The 25806-nt window shown below is 66.7% G+C and carries 21 protein-coding genes; 8 read left to right on the top strand and 13 right to left on the bottom strand.

Going from position 1 to position 25806, the window contains the following annotated elements:
• Window positions 1–105: 105 nt before the first annotated feature.
• The 8 genes from LAN61_13015 to LAN61_12980 are packed head-to-tail and all read left to right on the top strand — an operon-like array spanning window position 106 to window position 7174.
• On the top strand, window positions 106–1476 hold the full coding sequence (locus LAN61_13015; GenBank protein ID MBZ5541430.1) for a 3-deoxy-D-manno-octulosonic acid transferase: 1371 nt from the start codon (window positions 106–108) through the stop codon (window positions 1474–1476).
• Window positions 1473–2468: a tetraacyldisaccharide 4'-kinase gene (gene lpxK, locus LAN61_13010; GenBank protein ID MBZ5541429.1), complete on the top strand. Its 996-nt coding sequence runs from the start codon at window positions 1473–1475 to the stop codon at window positions 2466–2468. Before LAN61_13015 ends, lpxK begins: the two co-directional genes overlap by 4 nt.
• Window positions 2465–3511 carry a lipopolysaccharide heptosyltransferase II gene (gene waaF / locus LAN61_13005; GenBank protein MBZ5541428.1) on the top strand — a complete coding sequence of 349 codons (1047 nt, stop codon included), beginning with the start codon at window positions 2465–2467 and terminating at the stop codon, window positions 3509–3511. Before lpxK ends, waaF begins: the two co-directional genes overlap by 4 nt.
• Window positions 3504–4073 carry an HAD family hydrolase gene (locus tag LAN61_13000; GenBank protein MBZ5541427.1) on the top strand — a complete coding sequence of 190 codons (570 nt, stop codon included), beginning with the start codon at window positions 3504–3506 and terminating at the stop codon, window positions 4071–4073. Before waaF ends, LAN61_13000 begins: the two co-directional genes overlap by 8 nt.
• Entirely contained in the window at window positions 4070–5125 is a 1056-nt protein-coding gene (locus tag LAN61_12995; GenBank protein MBZ5541426.1) for a sugar kinase, read from the top strand. Before LAN61_13000 ends, LAN61_12995 begins: the two co-directional genes overlap by 4 nt.
• A 3-nt stretch (window positions 5126–5128) precedes the next feature.
• Window positions 5129–5617, top strand: coding sequence for an adenylyltransferase/cytidyltransferase family protein (locus LAN61_12990; GenBank protein MBZ5541425.1), 489 nt, complete (start codon window positions 5129–5131; stop codon window positions 5615–5617).
• A complete protein-coding gene (locus tag LAN61_12985; protein ID MBZ5541424.1) occupies window positions 5610–6620 on the top strand; it encodes a glycosyltransferase family 9 protein in 1011 nt (336 codons plus the stop codon). Before LAN61_12990 ends, LAN61_12985 begins: the two co-directional genes overlap by 8 nt.
• The gene (locus LAN61_12980; protein MBZ5541423.1) at window positions 6617–7174 is read left to right on the top strand and encodes an isoprenylcysteine carboxylmethyltransferase family protein; all 558 of its coding nucleotides are present in this window, start codon (window positions 6617–6619) and stop codon (window positions 7172–7174) included. The genes LAN61_12985 and LAN61_12980 overlap by 4 nt, the downstream gene beginning before the upstream one ends.
• On the opposite strand, the gene LAN61_12975 is transcribed toward LAN61_12980, so the two are convergent.
• From LAN61_12975 to polX, 13 genes are all read right to left on the bottom strand, one after another.
• Window positions 7127–9892, bottom strand: a complete 2766-nt coding sequence (locus LAN61_12975; protein MBZ5541422.1) for a DNA internalization-related competence protein ComEC/Rec2 — start codon at window positions 9890–9892, stop codon at window positions 7127–7129. The two genes, LAN61_12980 and LAN61_12975, sit on opposite strands and share 48 nt — an antisense overlap.
• The gene (rlmD, locus tag LAN61_12970) at window positions 9889–11196 is read right to left on the bottom strand and encodes a 23S rRNA (uracil(1939)-C(5))-methyltransferase RlmD (GenBank protein ID MBZ5541421.1); all 1308 of its coding nucleotides are present in this window, start codon (window positions 11194–11196) and stop codon (window positions 9889–9891) included. Before rlmD ends, LAN61_12975 begins: the two co-directional genes overlap by 4 nt.
• Window positions 11197–11262: 66 nt before the next feature.
• A complete protein-coding gene (locus tag LAN61_12965; GenBank protein MBZ5541420.1) occupies window positions 11263–11988 on the bottom strand; it encodes a hypothetical protein in 726 nt (241 codons plus the stop codon).
• A gap of 10 nt (window positions 11989–11998) precedes the next feature.
• Entirely contained in the window at window positions 11999–12835 is an 837-nt protein-coding gene (locus tag LAN61_12960) for a type III pantothenate kinase (protein MBZ5541419.1), read from the bottom strand.
• A complete protein-coding gene (locus tag LAN61_12955) occupies window positions 12836–13840 on the bottom strand; it encodes a biotin--[acetyl-CoA-carboxylase] ligase (protein ID MBZ5541418.1) in 1005 nt (334 codons plus the stop codon). It abuts the gene before it with no gap.
• Window positions 13841–13892: 52 nt separating this feature from the next.
• A complete protein-coding gene (nadC, locus tag LAN61_12950; protein MBZ5541417.1) occupies window positions 13893–14750 on the bottom strand; it encodes a carboxylating nicotinate-nucleotide diphosphorylase in 858 nt (285 codons plus the stop codon).
• Between the two features lie 6 nt (window positions 14751–14756).
• Window positions 14757–17462, bottom strand: coding sequence for a valine--tRNA ligase (locus tag LAN61_12945; protein ID MBZ5541416.1), 2706 nt, complete (start codon window positions 17460–17462; stop codon window positions 14757–14759).
• 145 nt (window positions 17463–17607) lie between these two features.
• Window positions 17608–19128, bottom strand: a complete 1521-nt coding sequence (locus tag LAN61_12940; protein ID MBZ5541415.1) for a response regulator — start codon at window positions 19126–19128, stop codon at window positions 17608–17610.
• A 189-nt stretch (window positions 19129–19317) separates the two neighbouring features.
• Window positions 19318–20709 (bottom strand): outer membrane protein assembly factor BamD, encoded by a 1392-nt coding sequence (gene bamD, locus LAN61_12935; protein MBZ5541414.1) that lies wholly within the window; start codon window positions 20707–20709, stop codon window positions 19318–19320.
• A 76-nt stretch (window positions 20710–20785) separates the two neighbouring features.
• Entirely contained in the window at window positions 20786–21475 is a 690-nt protein-coding gene (rpe, locus tag LAN61_12930) for a ribulose-phosphate 3-epimerase (GenBank protein ID MBZ5541413.1), read from the bottom strand.
• Between the two features lie 566 nt (window positions 21476–22041).
• The gene (locus LAN61_12925; protein ID MBZ5541412.1) at window positions 22042–22485 is read right to left on the bottom strand and encodes a cytochrome c; all 444 of its coding nucleotides are present in this window, start codon (window positions 22483–22485) and stop codon (window positions 22042–22044) included.
• 438 nt (window positions 22486–22923) lie between these two features.
• Window positions 22924–23820 (bottom strand): DUF4097 domain-containing protein, encoded by an 897-nt coding sequence (locus LAN61_12920; GenBank protein MBZ5541411.1) that lies wholly within the window; start codon window positions 23818–23820, stop codon window positions 22924–22926.
• Window positions 23821–23898: 78 nt separating this feature from the next.
• Window positions 23899–25689 carry a DNA polymerase/3'-5' exonuclease PolX gene (gene polX, locus LAN61_12915; protein ID MBZ5541410.1) on the bottom strand — a complete coding sequence of 597 codons (1791 nt, stop codon included), beginning with the start codon at window positions 25687–25689 and terminating at the stop codon, window positions 23899–23901.
• Window positions 25690–25806 lie beyond the last annotated feature (117 nt).

Below are 25806 nucleotides of genomic sequence, written 5' to 3'. Positions count from 1 at the left end.
CTACCCTAAGGATTCGATTCTGCGGGGCCGGGGCGGGTTGCCAGCTCAATCGCCGGAAGCGGTCCGCTGTCCGGTTGGCGGCGGGGAAATAACTGAGGTTCACGCTTGTATTTTCTCTATAGCGCGTTTACGGCGCTGGCCGCCATCCTGCTTCTGCCCTACTGGGTGGTTCAGGGGCTGCGCCACGGCAAATATTTCTCGAATCTGGGGCAGCGGCTCGGCCTGGCGTATCCAACACTGGAGAAGCTCCCCAGGCAGCGCCCGGGGGCCATCTGGGTGCACGCCGTGTCGGTCGGCGAGGCCCTGGCCGGGCTGGGCCTGGCGCGGCGCTTGAAAGAGCAGAATCCCGGCCGCCCGCTCATCGTCTCCACCACGACGCTCACCGGGCAGACCCTGGCCCGCGAGCGCATGCCCTTTGCCGATGCGGTGGTCTATTTTCCCCTCGACTGGGGTTTCGCCGTGCGCCGCGCCTTCCGCGCCGTGCAGCCGGAGATCGTCGTGATCCTGGAGACGGAGCTGTGGCCGAACTTCCTGCGTGAGGCGGCGCGGCGCAGCGTGCCCGTGGTTGTCGTCAGCGGACGGCTCTCTCCGCGGTCGTTTGCGCGCTACCAGCGCTGGCTCGGGGCGCTAGGCCTTTTTCTGCGGCCGTTTCTGGCCCGCATGCTGGCCCTGCCCGCGGCTTTTCTGATGCAGACCGCGGACGATGCCGCGCGCATCCGCGCGCTGGGCGCGCCCCCCGGCCGCGTCTTCGTCAGCGGCAACCTCAAATACGATCAGGAGCTGCCGGCCGATTCGGCGCTTTGCGCCTGGCTGGAGAAGGAAGTCAACGCGCGGAGCCGGCGGCCGCTGGTGGTGGCCGGCAGCGTGGTGGCCAATGAAGAGCCGCTTACGCTGATCGCCTTCGGCACGGCCCGGGGCGAGCATCCGCGCGCGCTGCTGGTCCTCGCACCGCGCAAGCCGGAGCGTTTCGAGGCCGCCGCGGAGTTCATCCGGGAGGCCCACTGGAAATTCCTGCGGCGCTCGCAATTGGCCATTCCCGGCCCCTTCGGGCAGGGCCTGCCCGCGTCCGGCGTTTCCCCGGTGATACCCGACGACGTCACCGTGCTGCTGCTCGACAGCATCGGGGAGCTGGCTTCGCTCTATCGCGCCGCCGATGTGGTCTTCGTGGGCGGCTCGCTGGTGCCCTCGGGCGGGCACAACATTCTGGAGCCCGCGGCGTTCGGCAAGATTCCGGTCTTCGGGCCGCACACGGAAAATTTTGCGGAAATGACCGCGCGTTTCGTGGAGGCGGGCGCGGCTATTCGCGTGGAGAGCCCCGAGGATGTGGGTGTGGCGTGGATCGACCTGCTGAAGAATCCCGCGCGCATGCAGGAGATGGGTGCGAAGGCCAAGCGCCTGGTGGAAGAGAGCCGCGGGGCGACCGCGCGGGCCCTGGCGGAAATCACGCGGGTGCTGGGGGGCGGAAAGGGGAGATGAACTTGCCGCTGGCTTTGCGCATGCTGCTGTGGCCGTTCTCGGTGGCCTACGGGGCCGTCGTGCGGCTGCGCGCGTGGTGGTATACCAGCGGCGTGCTGGGGCAGAAACGGCTTGGCGCGGCGGTGATCAGCGTCGGCAATCTCACCGTGGGCGGCACGGGTAAAACACCCATGGTGCTGTGGCTGGCGGAAAAGTTTCTGGCGCAGGGCAAGCGCGTGGCTATTCTCACCCGCGGCTACCGCGGCGCCGGCGGCACCAGCGACGAAGTGGCCCTGCTGAAGGAGCGCTTGCAGGGCCGCGTGGCTTTCGGCGTCGGCAGCGACCGCTACGCCCAGGGCAAGCGCCTGGAAGCGCAGGGCATCGACATTTTCCTGCTGGACGACGGATTCCAGCACCTGCGGCTCGCCCGCGATCTGGATATCGTCATGATCGACGGCATGCGCGACCTGGAGGGCGAGTGGCTGCTCCCCGCGGGCCGCCTGCGCGAGCCGCGGAGCGCGCTGCGCCGCGCCGACTTCTGCGTCTTCACGCGCATGGACGCCGACGAGGAGCTCGCCGCCCGCGGACTGCCGCAGTCCATCTTCTACGCCAAGACGCATCTGGCCGGCTTTCGCCGCCTGGGCGGAGACGGCGGGCTGCAGTTCCTGAGCGAAATCGCCGCGGGGCCGTATTTCGCTTTCTGCGGCATCGGCAATCCGCTGGCCTTCTTCCACGATCTGCGGCACTGGGGCGCACGTCTCGCGGGCACCCGCGCCTTCCGCGATCATCATGCCTACACCCAGGCGGACGCGCACGATCTGGAACACGCCGCGCGCAAGGCCGGCGCCGCCGCCTTCATCACCACCGAGAAGGATTCCTACAATCTGGGCGCCGCGCGCTTTTCCTCCTTGCCCGTCTACGTCTGCGTGATCGAGATGGAACTGTTCGGCGAGGACGACTTTCTGGCGGCCCTCGAGCAAAAGATCCGCGTGCGCCGCGGGGCGGGCGCATGAAGATACTGGTCCGCGCCACGAACTGGGTGGGCGACGCCATCCTGGCGCTGCCCGCGCTGCGCGCCTTGCGCGGCAAATGGCCGGAGGCCGAAATCAGCGTTTTGGCGCGGCCCTATGTTGCGGACATCTACCGCGGGCAGCAGGTGGCGGACCGTCTTCTCCCCTACGACGTGCGCGGCGAGCACCGCGGCTGGCGCGGGCGGGAACGCCTGGTGGAGGAGTTGCGCGGCCAGCGCTTCGATCTCGCCGTCCTGTTGCAGAACGCTTTTGACGCCGCCTGGCTCGCCTGGCGCGCCGGAATCCCCCAGCGCGTCGGCTATGCCCGGGATGGCCGCAGCCTGCTCCTGACCCGCGCCATCCCCGTGCCGCGTCCCGGGGAGATCCCCGCCCACGAGCAGTTTTACTATCTGGAGTTGCTGCGCCGCGCCGGCTGGCTCGACGCCCTGAAAGGGGAGGAGCATATCCCGCTGTCTGTCTCCGAAGCGCAACGCCGGCAAGCCGCTGAGACTCTTCGAAGAGCCGGCGCGCGCCCGCAAGCCCTGCGGGTGGCCATTGGCGAGGGGGCTTCCTACGGCTCGGCCAAATGCTGGCCGCCGGCGCACTTTGCGGCGCTGGCCGGGGCGCTGCAGGACCGGTTCGATTGCGATGTGATACTGTTCGGCACGGCTTCGGAAGCCCGCGTCTCGCAGGCCATCATCGCTGAAATGAAGCGCCTTCCCATTGATCTGACTGGCCAGACGGCCATCGCCGATCTGCCCGCGCTGCTTGCGCAGTGCCACCTCTTCATCGGCAACGATTCGGGAGCGATGCACGTGGCTGCGGCGGTGGGCCTCCCCGTGGTGGCTGTCTTCGGCCCCACCGACCCGCAGGGCACCGCTCCGGTGACGCCGCGCTGTACCGTGGTGCAGGAAAAGCCGCACTGCAGCCCGTGCTTTCTTCGCCGCTGCCCCATCGATCACCGCTGCATGACGCGCATCGCCCCGGAAGCCGTGGCCGCCGCGGCGAGCTCCTGGCTGGAAGCGAGGAATGCCTCGCATGCCTGAGCCGGCCGCCCTGCGCCCCGCGGTCTTTCTCGACCGCGACGGCACCATCTCCGAGGAGGTCGGCTACTTGAATCATCTCAGCCGCTTCCGTATGTTTGAGTTCGCGGGGGAGGCCATCCGGCGGCTGAATGCCGCGGGCTGGCCCGTTTTTGTGGTGACCAATCAGTCCGGGGTGGCCCGCGGGCTCTTTGCGGAGTCGCTGATCGGCGAAGTGCACGCGGAGATGAACCGGCAGCTGGCCGCCGCGGGCGCGAAGCTGGACGGCATCTACTATTGCCCGCACCGCCCCGAAGACGGCTGCGAGTGCCGCAAGCCGAAGGCGGGGCTGCTGGAGCGCGCCGCGCGCGAGCAGCACCTGGATCTGCGGCGCTCAGTGGTCGTGGGCGACCGCTACCTGGACGTAGACCTCGCGCGCCGCGCCGGCGCCCGCAGCGTGCTGGTCAAGACGGGCTACGGCCGCGGCGAGCTGGAAGCGGACTCCGCCAAGTGGCCGGCGCAGCCCGATTACGTCGCGGAAGACCTGACGCAAGCGGTGGACTGGATTTTGAGGCTCAGCGAATGAAGAAACGGAAAATAACCGCCCCTGCCGCGGGCCCCGCCGTGGATTACGCCGCGCTCTCCGAATTCGTGGAACGCTTTCCCGGCCGGAGGGCCGTGCTCTTCGGCGATTTTGTCGCCGATGAGTTCCAGTTCGGCGAGATCGCCCGGGTTTCCAGGGAAGCGCCGGTGCTCATCCTGCGGCACCGCGAAACGCACATGGTTCCCGGCGGCGGCGCCAATGCCGCCAACAACCTCGCGGACCTCGGCGCCAAAGTCCTGCCGGTCAGCGCCGTTGGCGACGATGCCGCGGGCGACGCGCTCGTGCAATTCTTCCGCGCCCGGCGCGTGGACGTCTCCGGGGTGGTGCGCGTGAAGGGCTGGACCACGCCGGTGAAGACGCGCTTCCTGGCGGGCTGGCCGCACACCACGCACCAGCAGGTTCTGCGCGTGGACCGCGAGCCGCAAGGCGAGCTTCCGGCCGAAGCCCGCGGCAAGCTCGAACGAAAACTGCGCGAGCGCCTGCAGGCCGTGGACGTCCTGGCCGTTTCCGACTATGGCTTCGGCGTAGCCACGCCGGAGTCCGTGCGCGCCGCACTGCAGCGCAAGAAGGGCGAATGCATTGCCACGCTCGATGCCCGCCGCGACCTGACCGCGTATGCCCGCACCGGGATCACCTCCGCAACTCCCAACGAGTCCGAGCTCGAAGCGCTCCTGCAAACCAGCATCGGGCAGAACATGCCGGAGCTGGAGCGCAGCGGGCGCGCGGCTCTGCTGGCCATGAAGCTGCGCTCGCTGCTCGTTACCCGGGGCCGCCACGGCATGGCGCTGTTCGAGGCGGGGAAGCCCACGGTGCACATCCCCATCCACGGCAGCGATCAGGCCGTGGACGTGACCGGCGCGGGCGACACCGTTCTCGCCGCCTTTACGCTGGCGCTGGCCAGCGGCGCCAGCCCGCTCGAGGCCGCGCATCTTGCCAACATCGCCGGCGGCATAGTGGTCATGAAGCGCGGCACGGCTACCGTACTCCACGAAGAGCTGCTGGCCGCCATCCGCCGCGAGGTGACGGGTTCCTGAGCCATGCGCGCCGCCGGCAAAATTCTTTCGCGAGACGGGCTGGCCGCACGCCTGGCGGAACACCGCCGCCGCGGCCAGCGCATCGTCTTCGCCAACGGCTGCTTCGACATGCTGCATGTGGGCCACGTGCGCTACCTGGAAGGCGCGCGGCGCGAGGGCGACGTGCTCGTCGTCGGCGTCAACTCCGATGCCAGCGTGGGTCCGCTCAAGGGGCCGAACCGCCCGGTCCTGCCGGAGACGGCGCGCGCGGAGCTCGTTGCCGCGCTGCGGGCCGTGGATTACGTAGTGATCTTCTCCGAGCCCAACGTGGAGGCGCTGCTCGCCGCTCTGCGCCCGGACGTGCACGCCAAGGGCACCGACTACACCGCAGAGACCGTGCCGGAGCGCGAGACCGCCGCGCGTCTCGGGGTGCGCGTGGCCATCGTCGGCGACCCCAAGGAGCACTCCACGCGCGACCTGCTCGAAAAAATCCGCAAGGTTCCGCATGCCTGAGCCGGGATTTCTCGTCCTGCGGCTGGGCTCGCTCGGCGACATCGCGCACACCTTCCCAGCCGTGGCCGCCCTGCGCGCGTCGTTTCCCGGCTCCGAGATCGTCTGGCTTACCGATGAGCGCTGGCGCCTGCTGGTGGAGCGCAGCGATCTGGCCGGCGCCGTGTGGAGCGTCAACACGCGCTCCTGGGCGTCCATACGCGAGACCGTTCGCCGCATCCGCGGGCGATCCTGGAGCGCGGCGGTGGATTACCAGGGATTATGGAAGTCGGCGCTTTTCGGTTTTTTCGGCGGCGTGCCGCGGCGCATCGGCTTTGATTCCAGCTGCATCCGCGAATTCGGCGTCCCCCTGGTGTACACCGACCGCGTGGCCGCAAAATCTCCGCACGTCGCCGAGCAGAACGGCGAGCTGTCGCTGCGCGCGGGAGCGCGCAGCGGCGTGGCCCCGTTCACCCTGCGCGTGACTCCGGAAGAAGAAGCGCAGTGGGCGGCAATAATGGCCGCCGCCGGCCTCACGCGCTACTGCGTGCTCTCGCCCGGCGGCGGCTGGGGATCCAAGTGCTGGCCCGCGGAGCGCTTCGGGGAACTCTGCCGCCGCATTTCCAGCGAACTCGGCCTGCGCTGTGTCGTAAACTACGGACCGGGGGAAGAGGCACTCGCGGAGTCGGTGCGTGCGGCGAGCGGTGGCGCCGAGCCGGTTCTCGACAATAGCCCGCTCGGACCGCTCATGGCGCTTCTTCGCAAAGCCGATCTCATTGTGGGCGGGGACACCGGCCCGCTGCACCTGGCCGTGGCCCTGGGCACGCCCGCCGTGGCGCTCTTCGGTCCCACCGATCCTGTGCGCAACGGCCCCTTCCGCGCCGCGCGCACCGCGGACATCGTTCTGCGCAGCCCTGCTGCGCGCACCAGTTACAAGCGCGGCAGCGCGCCCGATCCCGCCATGCTCGAACTCACCGTGGATGCGGTCCTGGACGCCGTGCAGCGCCGCCTGGAGTCCCCGCGATGAGCGCCGCCCCGGCGTTCTTCACTCGCTGGCGCGTGCGCCTCGGCTACCTGCTCGCGCTGGCCGTCTTCTGGTTCGCACGCCCCGTGCCGCGCATGATTCTCCTCGGCGGCTGCATCGGCACGCTCGGGCTGCTGGTACGGGCCTACGCCGCGGGCTGCCTGCACAAGCAGGAGATGCTCACCGTCTTCGGCCCCTACGCTTACACCCGCAATCCCCTGTATCTAGGCAGCGCCATTCTCACCGCCGGCCTGGCTATCGCCGCGCACTCCTGGATTTCCGCCGCCCTGCTGCTCGGCTACTTCGCGCTTTTCTACTCCATCGTCATGCGCAACGAGGAACAGGAGTTGCGCCGGCGCTTCGGCGCGGTCTTTGACGACTACGCGCGCGCCGTTCCGCTCTTCCTGCCCCGGCTGACCCCTGCACCTATGGCGGCGGAAAAGGGCGCAGCATTTTCCTGGGCGCAGTACCGCAAGAACCGCGAATACCAGGCGGCCTTGGGCTTCATCTTAATTCTGGGATTGCTCGTCCTGCTGTGGGCCGTGCGGCTCCCCTGACGCCCGCTGCGGCTCCCCGGCCGCGCACTTCGTGTAGCAATAGACTTCCACCCGTTCCCCGTCCGTCAGTATGTGAATGGCCCCGCTGCGGTCCGTGCGCAGCACCCGCACCCCCGCCTGCTCCAGGCGCTCCAGCGCTTCCGGGCTCGGATGTCCGTAAGGATTTTCCGCGCCCGCGGAAATTACCGCAATCTGCGGCCGCACCCGCTCCAGAAACTCCTCCATCGTCGAGTTCTTGCTCCCGTGGTGCCCGACCTTCAGCACGTCCGCGCGCAAGCCGCCCTGCGGCGTCTCCGCCGCGATCTCCTGCTCCGCCTGCTTTTCGATGTCCCCCGGAAGCAGGATCACGCGCCGCCCATAGGCCAGGCGCAGCACCAGCGAATCGTTGTTCTGCGGTCCCGGCGCGGTTTTCTCCGGAGCGATTTCCGGCCACAGCACGCGCATCCGCACCCCGTCCCAGTCCAAGGCGTCCCCGCGCCGCTCGTGCTCGATGGGGATACCCTTGTTCCGCGCCAGCTCTTCCAGCGCGGCCTGCGCCGGCGAAGCGACTTCGCGGCCGATCCACAGGCGCCCCACGCGAAAATTTTCCAGTATGGCCGCGAGCCCCCCGATGTGGTCCTGGTGCGCGTGCGTCAGCGCCACAATGTCCAGCCGCTGGACGCCCCGCGACCAAAGATACGGCGAGACCGCTTCCTCGCCCGGATCGCTGCGCTCCCGCCGCTCCTGCGGCCCGTACCCGGCAAACGCGCCGCCCCCGTCGATGAGCATCGTTCGCCCGTGCGGGGAAACCACCAGCAGGGCATCGCCCTGGGCCACGTCCAGCGCCGTCACCTCCAGCTTCCCGGGGAAGGTGCGCGGCGCGAAGGGATAGATGGCGATGACCGCGCCGCACGCCAGCAGCGCGGCCGCGAACACCGGAGTCGTCCGCGCCTTGCGCCGCGTCGTCGCTATGTGCGACCGCGAAGCGGTCAACTTCAACTGTGACCGCGAAGCGGTCAACTCTCCCGCATCGCGCCGCAGCGCTGCCGCCAGCCCCACGAACGCCGCGAAAAACAGCAGCAGCAGCCACCACGGCGGCCCCGGGATGCGGTAGCTCCCGTGCGGCAGGCGCGCGAACCACCCCGCACCGTGCGTCAGCAGGGCCGTGAGCCAGCCGAGCGGCAGCGCCAGCACCCGCCCCACCGGATGAAACAGCACCGCCGTTCCCAGCGTCAAGAATCCCAGCGGCACCAGGATCCCGGTCAGCGGCACGGCGAAGAGATTGGCCAGCGGCCCCGACAGCGCGATGCGGTGGAACTGCAAGGCCATCAGCGGCAGCATGCCGATCTGCAAGACGAGGGAGAGCACAAAGATCTCCCAGGTGCGGAACGAGAACGAAAGCAGCGAGATGGCCGCGGCGCCACCCCCGCGCGCAGTTTTCTCCGGGAGCCGCTGCGCGAGCCAGCGGTCCAGCGAACGCAGATCGATCCGGAACTGCGCCCGCCGCGGCTCGTGCGCGGCGTCGCGCGGCACGTCGCGCCAGCCGCGCAGCGCCCGCGTGTAGGGTTCCACGGAGCGCTCCAGCCAGGGTACCGCCAGCCCCCCGATGCAACCCATCGCCAGAAACGATAGTTGGAAGCTGGGGTCGGACACCTCCAGGGGCCGCGCCACCAGGATCAGCAGCGCCGCCAGCGCCGCCGAGTTCAGCAAGTCCAGCCGCCGGTACAGCATGCGCCCCAGGACCACCACGCCAGCCATCAGCGCCGCGCGCAGCACCGGCGGGCGCTGCTCCACCACGCTCACATAGGCGAGGAGCAGCGCCAGCGCCAGCAGTGAAATCACCGTGCGCGGCAGCCGCAGCGCCCGCCCGGCCCAGAACAGGAACACCGCCAGCGCCGTCACGTGCAGTCCGGCCACCACCAGCACGTGATACGTCCCTGTAATCTGAAAGCTCTGCGACTCCTCGCGCTCCACGAAGCTGCGGTCCCCCAGCAGCATGGCCCGCAGGATCGCCGCGGACTCCGGCGCGGCGGGGAAGAGTCCGTCGAGCGTCGTGCGCAGATGCGCGCGCACCCGCGCCAGCGCGTAGCGCAGCGACGCCGGAGCGGGCGCCACGCGTTCGACGAGCTCCGCGGCGCGGAGACTGGCCGTCAGGTGAATGTTCTGCTGTCCGAGATAGGCGCGGCGGTCGAAGGCGCCGTCGTCGCGGAAGAGCGCGGGCAACCGGGCTTTGGCGGTGAAGGCAACTTCGTCGCCCGCGTGTAGCTCCGGCAAAGGCGCGTCCGCAGCCGCTTCCGCGGCGTAGGTCAGGCGCATGCCCCCCGTGACGGGAAGCGCGGCGCCATTGAACTCGAACCGGGTGAGGTCCACATCCATTCCCTGGCCCCAGGGCAGGCGGCGCGGCTCATCGCGCAGACGCCCCTGCCAGCGCAGCGGCGTGGCCAGGTCCAGGCGGCGCGCATCGAGGAGCGAGAGGACATGTTCGGCAGGGAGGGGCTGATTTGCTACAAGCGCGGAAATCGTGCCGAGCGCCATCCAGAAGACGAGGGCCGCCGCCGCGCCCGCGCGCAGATGGTTCTTCCGCACCAGCCACAAGCCGGCAAGCAGCACGAGCGATGCGCCCAGCAGCAGGGCGTGCAATGCGAATGGCGGGGAAGCAGACGCAGCGGAGAGACTCTGCCCGCCGAGCACGATACCGCCCGCAAAGGCCGCGGCGATCGCGACGGCAGGGAGCTTCACGGGGCGAGCCTCAGCCGGACCAGGGTTTCCAGGTGATAGGTCTGCGGGAAGAGGTCGAAGAGGGCCACGCTGGCGATCTCATAGCGCGGGGAAGTGCCGCTGAGCAGTTGCTTGCTCTTGGGCGACCCGGTCAGCACCGCCAGGTCGCGCGCCAGCGTCGCCGGGTCGCAGGAAAGATAGACGATCTCCGGCGCGCCCAGCTTGGCCAGGTTGGCCGCGGCTTCCGCGCCGAGTCCCGCGCGCGGGGGGTCCAGCACCACGAAATCGGGCCGCGCATGCGGCCGGCGGAGAAAGGCGTCCACCTGCTCGTGATGCCACTGAATTTTTACGTTGGCTTCCGCGGCGTTGGCGCGCAGGTCGTGCGTGGCGGCCAGATTGGCGTCCACGCTGATCACTTTTTTGAACGTGCGCGTCAGCGGCAGCGAGAAGAAGCCCACGCCCGCATAGAGATCGAGCGCCAGCGCGCCGGTGGCGCCGCGCGTCACGCTCTCCAGCAGGTCTTCGATGAGGAAGCGGTTCACCTGGAAAAACGAGAGGTGGCTGACTTTGTAGCGGAAGCCGCCCGCTTCCTGGGTCAGGAAGCCCGGACCGGCCAGCTCGAATTTCTGGCTGGACTGGTCGTTCAGCAGCACGCTCGCCAGGCGCGGCACGCCGCGCTGCAGGATCCGGGCCAGTTCGGCCCCGGATTTCGCAAACGCCGCAAAGGCCGCGTTGACGGCGATCTTCTCGTCGGAGGAATCCGCGAAGGCTTCGATCTCCTTCAGATTTCCCGGCAAGGCGCCGGAGGTCACCAGCGTCTGCAACTGCGCGAACACTTCCGCGAGACCCGGAGAAAGAACGGAGCACTCCTTGATTTCGCAGACCGTGGAGCTGCCCGCCTGGAAATAGCCGAGCGCGGGCTGCGGCAAGCTGCGCACCGCCCACTGCGCGCGGTTGCGGTAGCCCGCGGCGGGCGAGGCGTGATGAGCCACCGGGCCGTCCCAGGCGATGCCGCCGAGGCGGGAGAGCGTCTCGCGCAGGATCTCCGTCTTCAGGCGCACCTGCAGGTCGTACGGGATGTGCTGGTAATGGCAGCCGCCGCACGTGCCGAAGTGAGCGCAGACCGGCGTGGCGCGCTCCGGCGCAGGCGTCAGAACCTCCAACAGCCGCGCGTGGATCAGCGTTTTCTTCTTCAGGACGATCTCGGCGCGCACCTCTTCCCCGGGCAGCACGTAGGGCACGAAGATGGTGTTGCCGTCGGCGTGGCCGAGGCCGTCGCCGCCGTAAACCAGCTTTTCTACTTTGAAGTGCAATTCTTCAGGCATGGGAGTGGGCTACCATTCTGCGACACATTGCCCGCAAAGGAAAGGCGGCGGCGTTCCCGGGCGCCGTCAGCAGAAATAGTAGAGGCTCAGGCGCGGCAAGCGGAACTCCTCGAGCAGGCGCTTGTGAATGAACTGCCGCTCCACCTGCGCGAGCTGCTCGGCCTTCATCTTGCTGCGGTAAGCGGAGAGCTGGCGGTCAAGTTCGCGCCGGATGCCCAGCATCATCTCTTCGCTCGCGAGGCTGGTGAGCGCCGCCTGCAGCTTGTCGTCGAGGACGGTCAAGCGCCGCTCCAGGTCCTCGATGTCGAGCATCCCGGGCGCCTCCACGAGCGCGAGGCTGCCTTCGAGCGACAGCGCCGCGTCCCGCACCCGCGCCGCCAGTTCGCCCGAATCGGCCGCAAGCCGCTCCGCGGCGCTGCGCAGTTGCTCGAGGTTTCTCCCGAAGTACGCGCGCAGCGCGTCGCGTGAGAAGGTCTCTTCCGCGCGGGCGGCGGTCTTTTTCGGCGGCGCGGCGCCCGCCGCGGCCGCTTTTTCCTCTTCCGCGGCCTCCAGCACGGCATCCGTGCAGTAGGCCAGGCTTTTCAGCGGACGCCCGGCGCCGCGCCGCGAGCGCTGGTAGCTTTCGAAGGCCCGGTCGATCCCCTTGAGGACCGCGGAGAGCGGCACGTCCGCCTTCTGCCACGTCTCCATGATCGCCCAGTCCAGCGGGGAGACGAGCAGGTGCGCCCCGCGTTTTTTCCAGAAGTACTCTTCGATTTCGCTGTAGTAGCTGAAGTAGTTCCAGTCGTCCATGCGGCGCCGTTCAGCGGCTTGTTTTCTTCGCGCTGGCGGGCCGCGCGGCTCGTTCCGGCGCGGGGCGCGCCTCGCGCGCGGCGGGGAGGTTCTTTTCCCAGATCAGGCGCAGGCCCTCGAGCGTCAGGAATTCGTCGGTGTGCTGGATGTGCCGCGAGCCGCGCGCAACCAGCGGCGCCTGCCCGCCCGTGGCCACGACTTTGGTGTCCGGCCCCAGCGCCGCCTTCATCCGCGCGAGCATGCCGTCCACCAGGTCCACCGCACCGTAATACAGCCCCGCCTGCATGGAGGTGACCGTATTCGTCCCGATGATCCTGCCCGGGTCCTTGATCTCCACGCGCGGCAGCCGGGCGGCGTGCGAAAACAGCGCCTCCGAGGAGATGCCCAGGCCCGGTGCGATCACCCCGCCGAGATATTCCCCGCGTTCCGAGATGGCATCGAAGGTGACGGCCGTCCCGAAATCCACCACGATACACGGTCCGCCATACTTGCTGAACGCCGCCACGCCGTTGACGATGCGATCCGCGCCCACTTCCTGCGGGTTGTCGTAGTGCACGGGCATGCCCGTTTTGACTCCCGGCTCGACGAACAGCGCTTTCAGCCCGAAATAGCGGCGCGACATCTCCGCCAGCGTCGGATTCACCGGCGGCACCACCGAGCTGATGATGATCCCCCCGATTGCATCGCGGTCCAGATTCCCGAGCGTGAAAAGATTGCGCGTCAGCACCCCGTATTCGTCCACGGTCTGCTGCCGCGCCGTGGTCAGCCGCCAGTTGGCGATCAGCTCTTCGCCGCGGTAGACGCCCAGCACCGTGTTCGTGTTGCCGACATCAATCACCAGGAGCATTTAGTGCGCCTCCGCGACATCGCCGGAAAGCACGGTCACCGTCCGGCCATCGTCCCGTTTCACCTGCAGCAGCCCCTCCGGGGTCAGTCCCGCCGTGGTTCCCGTGTAGCTCGCGCGGCCGTCGTTCACGCTGACGCGCTTGCCGCGCGCAAAGCTCGAGACCGCGGAGAAGCGCTCCAGCACCCAGCCGGGCCCTTCCTGCAGGAAACGATTGTAGTCGCTCTCGAATTGCCGCAGCAACCGCAGCAGCAGCTCCAGCCGGGAGTGCTCCCGGCCGGTCTCCACGCGCAGGGAAGTGGCGATCGCCGCCAGCTCTTCCGGGAATTGCGCCTGGTTCACGTTCAGCCCCAGCCCCACGATCACAAAGCGCACCAGGCCCGGCTCGGCATGCATCTCCGTCAGTATCCCGCCGGCCTTGCGCCCTTTCAGCAGCAGGTCATTGGGCCATTTGAGGTCCGGGGCCACGCCCGCTTGCGCCTCGATCGCGGCTCGCGCGGAGAGGCCCGCGAGCAGGGTCAGCAGCGGCGCTTCCACGGGAGAGAGGCGCGGGCGCAGCAGCAGCGTGACGTAGATTCCCGCAGCGCGCGAGGAATGCCACGTCCGGCCGGCGCGCCCGCGCCCCGCGGTCTGCTCCTCGGCCAGCACCACCGCCCCTTCGGGCTCCCCGGCGTGGCCCAGCTCCAGCGCCACGCGGTTGGTCGAATCCGTTTTGATGAAATGGTGGATGGAACGGCCGAAGAGACTTCCGCGCAGGCCGCGGCGCAGCATCTCCGCCGTGAGGATGTCCGGAACTTTTTCCAGGAAATAGCCGGTGCGCGGCTCGCCCTTCACGCGCACCCCGAGGGCACGCAGCCGCTCTACCCAGCGCCACACCGTCGAGCGCGAGACGCCGATCTCCTCCGCGATGCGCGCGCCGCTGATCACGATCGTGGCGTTGTCCGCCAGCAGCGTCAGCAGCGCGGCGATGCGCCGGTCGGTCGTTCCCGAGACTGTTTCCGTAGCCATCAACGTGAGGGTGAGGCAGACATTGTTGCCGGCCCCGCTTTCCAGCCGAAGCTTACCCGGCGGATACCGATTCCACAAGCAGGCTGAGGTTGGCGGCCGGGGCGGAATGCGTCAGCGTGCCGGACGAGAGGTAGTCCGCGCCGGTCTGTGCGTACGCGCGCGCATTGGCCAGCGTGATGCCGCCGGAGATCTCCACCGCGCAGTGCGGGCGCAGTTGCCGGGCCAGCGAAACGCACAGCGCGGCTTCTTCCACCGTCATGTTGTCGAGCAGGACGGCGTCGGCTCCGGCGGCCAGCGCCTCGCCCAGTTCGGCAGGATCGCGCACTTCGATTTGCATGGGCAGGGAGGCGGAATAGGCGCGGGCTTTCTCCAGCGCCCGGTGCACTCCGCCGGCCAGCGCGATGTGGTTTTCCTTGAGGAGAATGGCGTCGTAGAGCCCGAAGCGGTGATTCACTCCGCCGCCCATGCGCACCGCGTATTTTTCCAGGGCGCGCAGCAGCGGCGTGGTCTTGCGCGTATCGCGGATCTTTGCCCTGGTCCCCTCGAGCTGCCGGACGAAGGCGCTGGTCAGCGTGGCGATTCCAGAAAGGTGACACAGGAAATTCAGGGCCGTGCGCTCGCCGGTCAGGATCGCCCGCGCGCCGCCCTGCAGGCGCAACAGGTCGCTCCCCGCCTCGGCGTTCTCGCCGTCCTTGCGGAGCGCTTCGATCTTCATCTGCGGATCGAGAGCGCAAAAGATGCGCCCGGCCAGCGGCAAGCCCGCGCACACTACCGCTTCCCGCGCGAGGATGTGCGCGCGCGCCGTCGCGCGCTCCGGAATCGTAGCCGCGCAGGTGGCGTCGCCCGTCCCGATATCCTCGGCCAGGGCCTGCCGAATCAGCTCCGTAATCGCTTGGGAGTTCCAGTCCATCCTATCTCACGCCCCGCGCTCCAGCTCCGCCAGCCGTTGCGCCACCTTCTCATATTCGATGCGCCGCTCGGCCAGCGTGGCTTCCAGGCCTCGAACGATTTGTTCCGGCGCCTTGCTGCGAAAGGTTTCATCGGCCAGGCGTCCCTGCTTCCCAGCGATGTCCTTCTCCAGCCGCTCTTTTTCCTTGCGCAGCTTGGCCATCTCGGAGGCCGCGTCCAGGCCTTCGGCAAACGCGACGCGCACATCAAAGCGCGCCGTGGAACGCAGCGTGCCTCCCGCCGTGGGCAGCGACGCGGCCGAGATACGCAGGTCCGAAAGGATCGCCAAACGCAGAATCGGCTCGCGATTGCGCGCGATAAGTTCGCGGACAGCCGCATCGCCGCTGGAAAAGTCCGCCGCAATCTTCTTCCTGGGGTCCAGCTTCATCTCCGCGCGGACATTGCGCAACGCCCCGATGATCTCCTGGATCAGCGCCAGGGCCTCGTCGGCCGGCTCATTGAGCCATTCCTTTTTCGCGGCAGGGAAGGGCTCCATGGCGATGGACTTGGAACCCGCGCGCTGGGGCAACTGGTGCCACAGCTCCTCGGTCAGGAAGGGCATGAACGGGTGCAGCAGCCGCAGGGCCGCTTCGAACGCCGCGAACAGGTTCTGCCACGCCACCGTGGCGCGCGCCTGGTCCGCAGCGGTCAGCTCCGGCTTTACCCACTCAATGTACCAATCGCAGAAATCGCCCCAGAAAAACTGGTACACGCCCTGCGCGGCCTCGTGGAAGCGGTAGTTGGCCAGCGCGTCGTCGATCATCGCCGCGGTGTGCGCCAGCCGCGAAAAGATCCACGCATCGGCCAGCGGCACGCTCCCGGCCACGGGGTACGGCGCCCCGGCGCGCGTTTGCGGTGCGGCCAGTTCTTCCATCTGCGCCCCGCCCTGCTGCTCGAACTTGTCCAGGTTCAGAAACAAGAAGCGCGCCGCGTTCCAGATCTTGTTGGCAAAAGCCCGAGCCCCGAGCAGGCGGTCATCCGAGAGCACGATATCCGTCCCCGGCGCGGCCATGGAGGCCAGGCAGAAGCGCATCGCGTCCGTGCCGTACTGCTGGTTGAGCGCCACGGGATCCAGGCCGGTGCCCTTGGACTTGGACATCTTTGCGCCTTCCGCCGTGCGCACCAGGGAATGAAAATAGACGTTGCGAAAGGGCACTTGTCCCGTGAAATGCATGCCCATCATGATCATCCGCGCGACCCAGAAGAAAATGATGTCGTAGCCGGTGATCAGCAGGGTCGTGGGGTAGTATTTCTGGAAGTCCGGCGTCTTCTCCGGCCAGCCCAGCGTCGAAAACGGCCACAGCGCCGAGCTGAACCAGGTGTCCAGCACGTCGGGGTCCTGCGCGAGCTTCTCCGCGCCGCACTTCGCGCACTTCGCCGGCGTCTCCCGCGCCACGGTCACGCCCTTGCATTCCGCGCAGTGCCACGCCGGGATGCGATGGCCCCACCACAACTGCCGCGAGATGCACCAGTCGCGGATGTTGCGCATCCAGTTAAAATATTCCTCGCGCCGGTTTTCCGGAACCATGCGGATCTGGCCGCTCTCCACGGCGGCCAACGCCGGCTCCGCCAGCGGCTTCATCTTGCAGAACCACTGCGTCGAGGCTCGCGGCTCCACCACCGTCTTGCAGCGCTCGCAGTGCGCGATGGCATGCGTGTGATCGGTGATCTTTTCCAGCAGCCCCAGCGCCTTCAGGTCCTCCACCACGCGCTTGCGCGCGGCAAAGCGGTCCAGCCCGGCATACGGCCCCGCGGCGGCGCTCATGTGTCCGTTGTCGGTCATCACATCGATTTCCGGCAGGTTGTGGCGCCGGCCGGCTTCGAAGTCGTTGGGGTCGTGCGCCGGGGTGATTTTCACCGCGCCCGTGCCGAATTCCCGGTCCACCATTTCATCCGCGATCAGGGGAATCTCGCGGTTCATCAGCGGCAGCAGGATCTTTTTCCCCACCAAGTGCTTGTAGCGCTCGTCTTTGGGATGCACGGCTACCGCCGTGTCTCCCAGCATGGTTTCCGGCCGCGTGGTGGCCACCACGATGTGCTCCTCCGTCCCGATCACCGGGTAGCGGATGTGCCACAGATGTCCCTGGCGCTCCTCGTGCACCGTTTCCAGGTCGCTCAGCGCCGTCAGGCAGCTCGGGCACCAGTTGATCAGGTAGTGCGCGCGGTAGATCAGCCCCTCTTCGTACAGCCGCACGAAGACTTCGCGCACCACCCGCGACAACTCCGGGGACAGTGTGAACTTCTCCCGCGACCAGTCGCAGCTCTCCCCGATCTGCCGCATCTGTCCGGTGATCGTGCCCCCGGACTCTTCCTTCCACTTCCACACGCGCTTCTCGAACTCCTCGCGCCCCAGCTTGCGGTAATCCACGCCCTGCTCGGCCAACTGCCGCACCACGACGCGCTGCGTGGAGATGCCCGCATGGTCCGTGCCCGGCAGGTACAGCGTGTTGTACCCGCGCATGCGGTGCCAGCGCGTGAGGATGTCGATCTCCGTGTGGTCCAGCATGTGGCCGATGTGCAGCGATCCGGTCACGTTGGGCGGCGGGATGACGATGGAGAAGGCCGGGCCCGGGGCCGCGGCGTCGGCGCGGAACAGCGCTTCTTGCACCCAGGCCTCCGCCCAGCGGGGTTCGATCTGTTGTGGTTCGTAGGCCTTTGCGATTTCGCGCGCCATGCGACGGTTCCGTCCTGCCTTTTCTCGAGATCGCGCGACTCGCGCGCGGCAATGGTGTGGAGACGAAAACTTGACTATACGGGCGAGGATGCGCGTGCGTCAATCCGCCGGTAACTAGCAGAAAAGGGAGAAGAGTGGGGAACTGCTATTTCTTCTTGTCGAGTTCGCCGCGCAGGATGGCCTCGATCATCGGCTTCACCATCTCCCGCGTCACGGCCTGAATCACTTCGGGGGACATTTTCTCCAGCACCTTGGCCACCATCGCGTCCATATCCGGCGCGGATGCCGCCGCGCTCGCCCCGACGGGAATACTGGGCACCGCTTCGGACACCAGCTTGGAAAGGGCGGGGGAGCCTGCGAATTCCATCGCCGCGGGCTCGGGTTCCGCGCCTGCCACTTCCGCTTCTTCCTCGGCCGCAGGAAGTGGTTCTTCTCCCGCCGGGGCGCCGCAGAAAACCGCTTGCGCGGGCGCTTCTTCCGAGAAAGCAACAGGCTGCTCTTCCTGGCGAGCCAGCAAGAGTTCTTCGGTGGACGCCTCGGGCGCGTAGAAGTTGTGCTGCGCTGCGGCTTCTTCGCTCTCGGCCGCCGCCTCGGTTTCTATTTCATGCGCGGCGGCAGGTGTTTCTGTCTGGGCCGAATCCCAGGACTTCGCGAACTGTCCGGCCTTCTGTGCTTCCGTGTCCCATGCGCTGGCTGGCGCGGCGATCTGTGTCGCCGGCTCTGCTTCCTGAAAAAAAGACGAAGGGCTGCTTGCCGGAGTGGCGCGCTCCCACGGGGGAGTCAGGGTCTCCTCGGGCGCGGGTGCTGCTTCTGTCCAGGCGTGGCCGGAAACCTCGGGTACGGCGGCGGCTTCTTCTTCGATACCGGTTGCGGCGTAGGCAGAGGGCGATTCCGCGTGCTCCTTGGTCGTCGCCTGTTCGATGGCTAGCTCGCTGTCCCGCCAATCCTTCGCGCCCGCGGGTGGAAGTCCATCCGCAGTCTCTTCGGGGGACTTGCTCTGCCAGTTCCATTCCGGCGCGGCTCCTTCGGCGACTTCCTCGGTCACGGCACTCGCCGCCGGCGCGTTGCCCCAGACGTGCTGTTCTTCTGCGGGTAGCGCAGCTTCGGCCACCGCAGGAGTTTCCGTTTCCAGCAGATTTCCAAACGCCATCGCCCCCGATCCCTCCGGAACGGTTACGGAAGCGGGTTGCAGGGAAAAGATGTCCGGAAGCTCTTCGGGTGCGGCTGCGGGCACCGCCGGCGCAGCGGGAGCCGGAACCGGCGCTGCGGGCTGAGGGGTTGCGACCGCCGCGGTTACCGCGCGCGCCAGTGCCGACTTCACCATGGAGATCAGCGGTTCCGGCGGAACAAACGGTTTCTTCAGGACGCCGTCAGCACCCACGCGCTGCGCTTCCTGTTCATCCAGGGGATCGAAGGCGCCCACCAGCAGAATCACGGGAATGTGCGTCAGGGCAGTGTCGGTCTTGACGTACTCGCACACCTCATAGCCGTTGCGCACCGGCATGAAGACGTCGGCCAGCACCAGGTCCGGGCGCAACTCGGAAATCTTGCGCACCGCGGCTTCGCCATTGCCTACAGCGATGACGTCAATGCCCTGGTCTTTCAGAGCAAGGCCGACCATCTTTTGAATGTTGCTGTTATCGTCAGCAACCAGAATCTTGGTCACCGGGTGCCCTCCGCGGAATCCCATCCGCGATCTGCGAATCTACAACCGCTATTGGAGCACCGGTGCCAGAAAGCGTCAACGCAAAGGCTAGGGCTATGTGTCCGAAGGGGATATGGCAGTCACCGGGGATAGCAACCTGCCCCTTTGGACAGGCTGGAGGGGGGTGCTGGCAGGTTCAGCCCCGTACCGTTACCAGGGAATAATTTTTCGCAGACCTTTTTTCTTCTTGCTGGTGGACTCTTTCTTTTTGTCCACAGGCGTTTTTCCCGCGCCCGCCTCGCTGGATGAGCCGGAGGGATTCGCGACCTTCGCCGGGGGCGCAGACCCGGGATCAGTGGCGGCAGTGTCATTCCCAGCGGCGTTTTCCGCCGGCGCTCCCGCAGTCTTCTCGGGGTTCGCCGGGGTTCCGGTGTCCGTGGCCGCTGGGATAGCGGCTTCGGGCCCGGGGGCACTTTCCGTGCTTGCCGCCGCCGGTGCGGACTCCGCTCCCGCCGTGGCGGTGCTGCCGCCGGAGGAGCCCGGAGTCACCGTGGCCACTACGGCGGTGGTTCCCGCGCCACCACCCACGCGGTTCTGTCCGCCCGGCGTGAGGATGTCTATGCCCGCTAGCGAATTCGATTCCGGCTCCAGGTTCGGCTTGCCCACGCGCGCCGCGCTGCGCACATCCGGTCCGGAGCGAAAAATACCGGTGGCCTTGTGCAGCACGCTGGCATGCCCGCGCTCCATGCTGCGCTCCTGCTGCATGCGTGCCAAGGCCTGCGGATCGGGCTGCGGGATGGGCGCATCCAGCGCCGTCAGTTTTTTCTTGGCATCATCCGCCAGGCCCGAGAGCGGATAATTGCGTACGATTTTGGCGTAGTAGTTGGCGGCGATGTCCTTGCGTTCGCCGCGCTCGAAGATCACTCCCAGCATCCACAGCGCGCGGTCCGCGCGGCTATAGAGGGGATAGCGGCTCGTCAGCGTGAGCAGCCGCGCGGCTGCCGCGCGGTAGGACTGCTTGAGATAGTAGTAATTGCCGATGCGGAAGTCGCCCTCCGCCAGCATTTCCTGCACTTCCCGCAGGCGCTGCTCGGCCGCCGGCGCCAGAGGATCGTTTGCGTATTTCTGCAAAAACGTCTGGAATTCGTCTTCCGCGGCCCGGGCGTGCGTGCGGTCGCGGTCCGGCTTCTCCATCTGCCGGAAGTGCGCCATGCCCACCTGCAGTTGCGCGTAGGAGGCTTCCGGCAGGAACGGGAAAAACACGATGAAATCCTTGTACCCGGCGATGGCCTGGGCCATGTTGGCCGTCCCGCCTTCCTTATAAAAGGAATCAGCAATACCCAGCTTGGCCTTGGCCAGATACTCGCTGTCCGGGTAGGTGTTGATCAGCGTTTGCAGAGTCAGCCGCCCGATCTCATGCCGCCCGTGCTTGATGTCGTCCATGGCGCGGTTGTAGAGCACCTTGTCCGGTTCAGCGGAGCTATCCGTCGTCGGCGCGGTCTTCTTCGAGTGCTTTCTCTTTTGCGCGTAGCTGGTGCCCGCGTTGACAAACAAATTCAGGCCCAGCAGCGCAGCAACCAGCAGCAGTAACCCACGACGCAAGCGATCACCTCTCGATTTTGTTCTGGGGCCCCGTCGCGGGGCCCGGTTGGGGACCTAGCGGCCCGGGGAACCGCCTTCAAGCCCGCTGCAGGAATGCATCCGAGGCCAGCCGCTGCAATTCCTGCAGCGCTTTGCCCGGATCCTGCTGGTGAAACACCGAGGTGCCCGCTACCAGAAATTCCGCTCCCGCCTGTACCACCTGCGGAACGGTCTCCGGCGCGATTCCCCCATCCACCTCGATCACGAAATTAAGAGTATAGCGTGAACGCAGTTCCCGCAGTTCAGCGATTTTGCGCGTCGCGCTAGGCAGAAAGTGCTGCCCCCCGAAGCCCGGGTTCACCGACATCACCAGCACCAGGTCCACGTCCGGAAGAATCTCCGCCAGCGTGCTCACCGGGGTCGCCGGATTGACGGCCACCCCCGCGCGGCAGCCCTGCTCGCGGATCTGGCAGATCGTGCGGTTCAGATGCGCCGTCGCTTCCTGGTGCACCGTGATCCAAGCGGCACCAGCCTTCGCAAACGCCCCGATGTACTGCTCGGGTTTCTCAATCATGAGATGCACGTCCAGGGGGAGTTGGGTTGCTTTGTGCAGGGAGGCCACCACCGGTACCCCGATGGAGATGTTGGGCACGAAGTGCCCGTCCATGACATCCACGTGGATGAGTTTGGCCCCGACGCGCTCCACGGCGCGCACCGCCTCGCCGAGCGCCGAGAAATCCGCTGCCAGAATGGAAGGTACAATTTCTACCGCAGAATGTGCCGCCATCACGCGGGGATTCTAGCACATCCCTTCGCCTGCCGCGCCACGCATCGCCGTCTGGGACTCAGCAGCCGTGGCGCCCAGGGAATCGCGGCCGGAACGCGTCGTGGCGCCACAGGCCGGACAGCAGGCGAAGAAGAATCTGCGGAGTCTTTAGGCCACAGGGGAGCGTAGGGCAGGCGCCGGTCTGTGCCGGAGCGCGGGTCAGTTTCGGCGCCCTCTCGATTTGGAGATCGAACTTGCGAAGGTAAAAGCCACGAGGATCACGATGGCGAAGCTGAGCACATAAACGACCATGCCAGTACCTCCCAAACAGCAATCACAGGGGCAAGTACGATGGCAATGGCCGAGGCCTTCTTTTCAACGAGATCTGAAGTTCCAAACAGGAAAGAACGTGCCAGAACCGGACACCTGTCCGTTTCCGGCGCCAGGCCCAGAAGGCAGCCCTATTCTTCCGAGGGGCTGTTCGCTCGCCCTGCGAGCCTGGCCACACGGATTCTCGTGGTTTGTACAAGCCCTGCGGTGCAGGGCAGGAGCAGCCCGATTCGCTGCGCCTGCCGACGCCGCCTCGTTCACTTGGCCTGCAAGGACTCCAGATACGAGTTCAGATTCGCGATGCGCATCATTACGATTGCGTCATCGGATTTGCTGACCGACCGGAACAGCGGGCCCCACACCGGCATGTCGCTGGTGCCATGCGCCGGCGCTTCGGTTCCGTGGCGCAATATGGTGGCGACGTGGCTGCTCGGATATTTCCCGTCGTGCCGCTGGGACAGCGTGGTCAAGTCGGGCGGCGGGACTTTCAATGCGGAAGCGGCTGGGCCAGCCCCCTTGCCGTCCTTCCCATGGCAGGCCGCGCAATAGGACGTGTACATCTCTTCGCCCTTTGCCGGCGATGTGTGTTGGATCGGGGTTTTCTTGATTACTTTTTCCTTTTCCTGTGCTGCGCCGATAGCCGAACTGGAAAACAGCAGGGCCACCAGCAGAGCAGTGCTGCTCGTCCTTCGATTGATCATGATGATCCTCCGCGTTCAGGTAAGCTGAATGGTCTCTCTCTCGAGGGTAGGGGAGGGACGTCTGGCTGGTTCCCAGGCCAGCTCTGTCCATATTTACCCCTATTTTATTCCCTTGTCAATTTCACCAGTACACCAGTACACCTACCTACACAACTCCGCCACCCGGCCGCTCGCCGGCTCTCCTTGTCCGTCACTCCGCTGGAGCCCTTATCTTCAGACCTCGGGTGCGTGGAGTCGAAGCAGGGGGTCCTTTTCTTTGTGTTTGGAAATTTTCAGGTGTGCGCGATACAAGAAAACTCCTGCGCGCTTCCGACTACCTCGGGACAGGTTCCAGCCGGGCCTCCGGGCCTACTCTCATTTCTTGAAGTCATTGCAGAGGGCAGGCGTACCTGGAGGTGCGCACCCGTGTGGGTGCAATCGTTTTCCGCGGCAGTAACCTCAGGCCCGGCCGAGGCGGATCGAACCGTCGCCGGTGTGGATCGTGAGCGCTTGCCCCCCGCCGTTGAGCTTGCCGTGGATTTGCGAGGTGCTGAAGCCGCCCTCGACGGTGATGGGGAAGCCCAGGCTGATGCGCCCGTCGCGGGTATCAGCCTCCAAGTTGGCCTGGAAACCATCGGGAAGGGTTAGGTCCACGCTGCCGTCGCCGGTGTGGATGTTCCACGGTGCGGCCATCTTCGACCCCGCATTGATGCGGGCCTGAATGCTGCCGTCGCCGGTCCTGAGGCTCAGCGCGTCGAAACGGCCCTCCATGCGGATATGTCCGTCGCCGGTGGTGGCCTCCATCGAGCCGTCCACGTCGCTCGCTTCGATGGCCCCGTCGCCCGTGCGCAGGCGAATCTCACCCTTGGCCCCTTGCACCGTGATGTGCCCATCGCTGGTGCGAATGTCCAGGTGACCCTCGAGGGCCTGCGTCTCCACCGAGCCGTCGCCGCTCTCCACCGTCAAGTCGGCATTACGCGGCATGCGTACCTCGATGCGCAGCCCGCGGTTGATGTTCACGCAGAAGATGCAGAAGCGGCTGCTCAGGCGGGCCTCCAGCTCCACGCGGCCGCCCTCCTGCCGGCTGTCAATCCGCAGATTCTTGTTCAGTTCATAGCCGTGATATTCCACGCGGATTTCCACCTGCTTGCTGTCGGCGGTAAGGACGCGCACCGCGCCGTCGTTGGTCTGCACCCGCACCTGCGGGCGTCCGGAGACGGTATACGATTTGGTCCATTCCTCGGCCTGCGCCGGCGCCGCCAGCGTGCTGACGGCCAGCAGCACTGCCGCGGCAAGACTCAGATAGGCGGCCAGGGAATGGGCATGGGAAGAAATCTTGGGTGCCGGGAGTTTCATCGTCAATCCACCTCGTAAAGTGGCTTCCTGTTCTCAGATACGACCTCCCGGGGCAGAAAGTTCCCCGCAATCCGTCCCTTAATGGCGGCCCCGGGTGGCCGCACGCTTATGGGCTTTGGCGCCGGGTTTGCCGCGCAGCGCGGCCAACAGCTTTTCCAGCGGGAGGGTATTGATGACGTCGCCCTTCTCCAGCCAGCCGCGCCGGGCCATGGTCACCCCGTAGCGCATGTAGGGCAGGTTCAGCGTGCTGTGCGCGTCGGTGGAGATCACTACTTTGACCCCGCGCTCCTTGCACATCCGCAGATAAACATCCTTCAGGTCCAGGCGGTCGGGATAGGCGTTGCACTCCATGATCACGCCGTGCTTCGCGCAGGCCTCCAGGATCTTCTCCATGTCGTAGTCGAAGGCGTCGCGGCGCAGCAGCAGCCGCCCCGTGGGGTGCGCGATGATCTGCGTGTAGGGATTCTCGATCGCCGCCAGCATCCGCTCGGTCATGGCCGCGCGCTCCAGGTTCATGTAGCTATGTACCGAGCAGACCACCACGTCGAGTTGCGCCAGCAAATCCTCGCTGTAGTCGAGCGAGCCGTCCTTCAGGATGTCCACCTCCGCGCCCGCCAGGACGCGGAGGCCCAGCCCCTCGGCGTCCGCCGCATGAATCTTCTTGATGTGCGCGGCCATGCGTTTTTCATCCAGCCCGTTCGCGACGGTCACGGCCTTGCTGTGGTCGGTGATGGCAATGTACGCGTAGCCCAGCGCCCGCGCCGCCCCGGCCATTTCCGCGATCGAGTTTTTTCCGTCGCTCGCCGTCGTGTGCATCTGCAGATCGCCCTGGATATCCGCAAGGCGCAGCAGCTTCGGCAGATGATGCTTTTCCGCCGCGGCGATCTCTCCGGTGTTCTCGCGCAGCTCCGGAGGGATGAAGTCCAAGTGCAGCTTCGTGTAAATCTCTTCCTCGCTGCGGCTGGCAACGGGCTTTTCGCCCTTCAGCGTCGCTAGCGCGTATTCGTTCAGCGTGTAGCCCATGTCGTTGGCCCGGCCCCGCAAGGCCACGTTGTGCTCTTTCGACCCGGTGAAGTACAGCAGGGCCGCGCCGAAATGCTCTTTTTGCAGCAGGCGCACGTCCACCTGCATCCCGTCGTCCAGTCTGAAGCTGACCTTGTTTTCCCCGTGCGCCAGGGTCTGTTCGATCCCGGGAAATTTCAGAATGTGCGCGGCCAGCGCATCCACCTGTTTCTTCGCGCTATGCCCCTCGCCCAGCGTTACCAGCAGGTCCAGGTCGCCCACCGTCTCCTTGCCACGGCGCAGCGAACCCGCGGGGACGACCGAGGCCACCCCCTTGCCGGCCTTTTCGATATAGGCGACGAGCCGGGCGGCCGCGGCCTCCGCGACGTGCAGGTGAAAACGCCCTGACGACTTCTGGAAGACTTCCACGGCCTTCAGGATGTTCTGTTCGCTTTTTTCCCCGAACCCCGGCAGATCGCGCAGCTTGCCCTCGCGCGCCAGCTTTCCCACGTCCGCGACCGTGGCCACATGGAACGTCCGCCACAGCAGCGCCACCTTCTTTGGCCCCAGTGATTGCACGTCCAGCACTTGCAGCAGGGTCTCCGGATATTTCTTCAGCAGCTTCTTGCGCAGGCTGTAGTCGCCCGTCTCCACGATCTCCTTCAGGTGCTCGGCCAGGCGCTCGCCGATCCCCGGCAGCTCCTTGAGTTTCTCCGGTTCGTTGACGAGGGCGGCGATGGATTCGGGGAGCGTCTCGACCAGCTCCGCGGCTTTCTCGTAGCTGCGGTAACGCCCGATGATGGCGCCGTCAATTTCCAGCAATTGCGCCGTCTCGCGCAGGATGCGGGCGATCTGTCGGTTGTCCATGGGGGAGATTATAGAGCGAATTCAGCGCGCCGGCAGCGGGGGGAATGGTGCGGACAGGGAAGCCGGGAGTACACCCGGAGAAGGCTCCGGTGAAGGCGCTGGGCAAGACAACGGCGG

The sequence above is a fragment of the Terriglobia bacterium genome (assembly GCA_020072785.1).
Classification (GTDB): domain Bacteria; phylum Acidobacteriota; class Terriglobia; order Acidiferrales; family UBA7541; genus Acidiferrum.
Note: the sequence above shows the minus strand (reverse complement) of the source record. Positions and strands in the feature narration are given on the sequence as shown.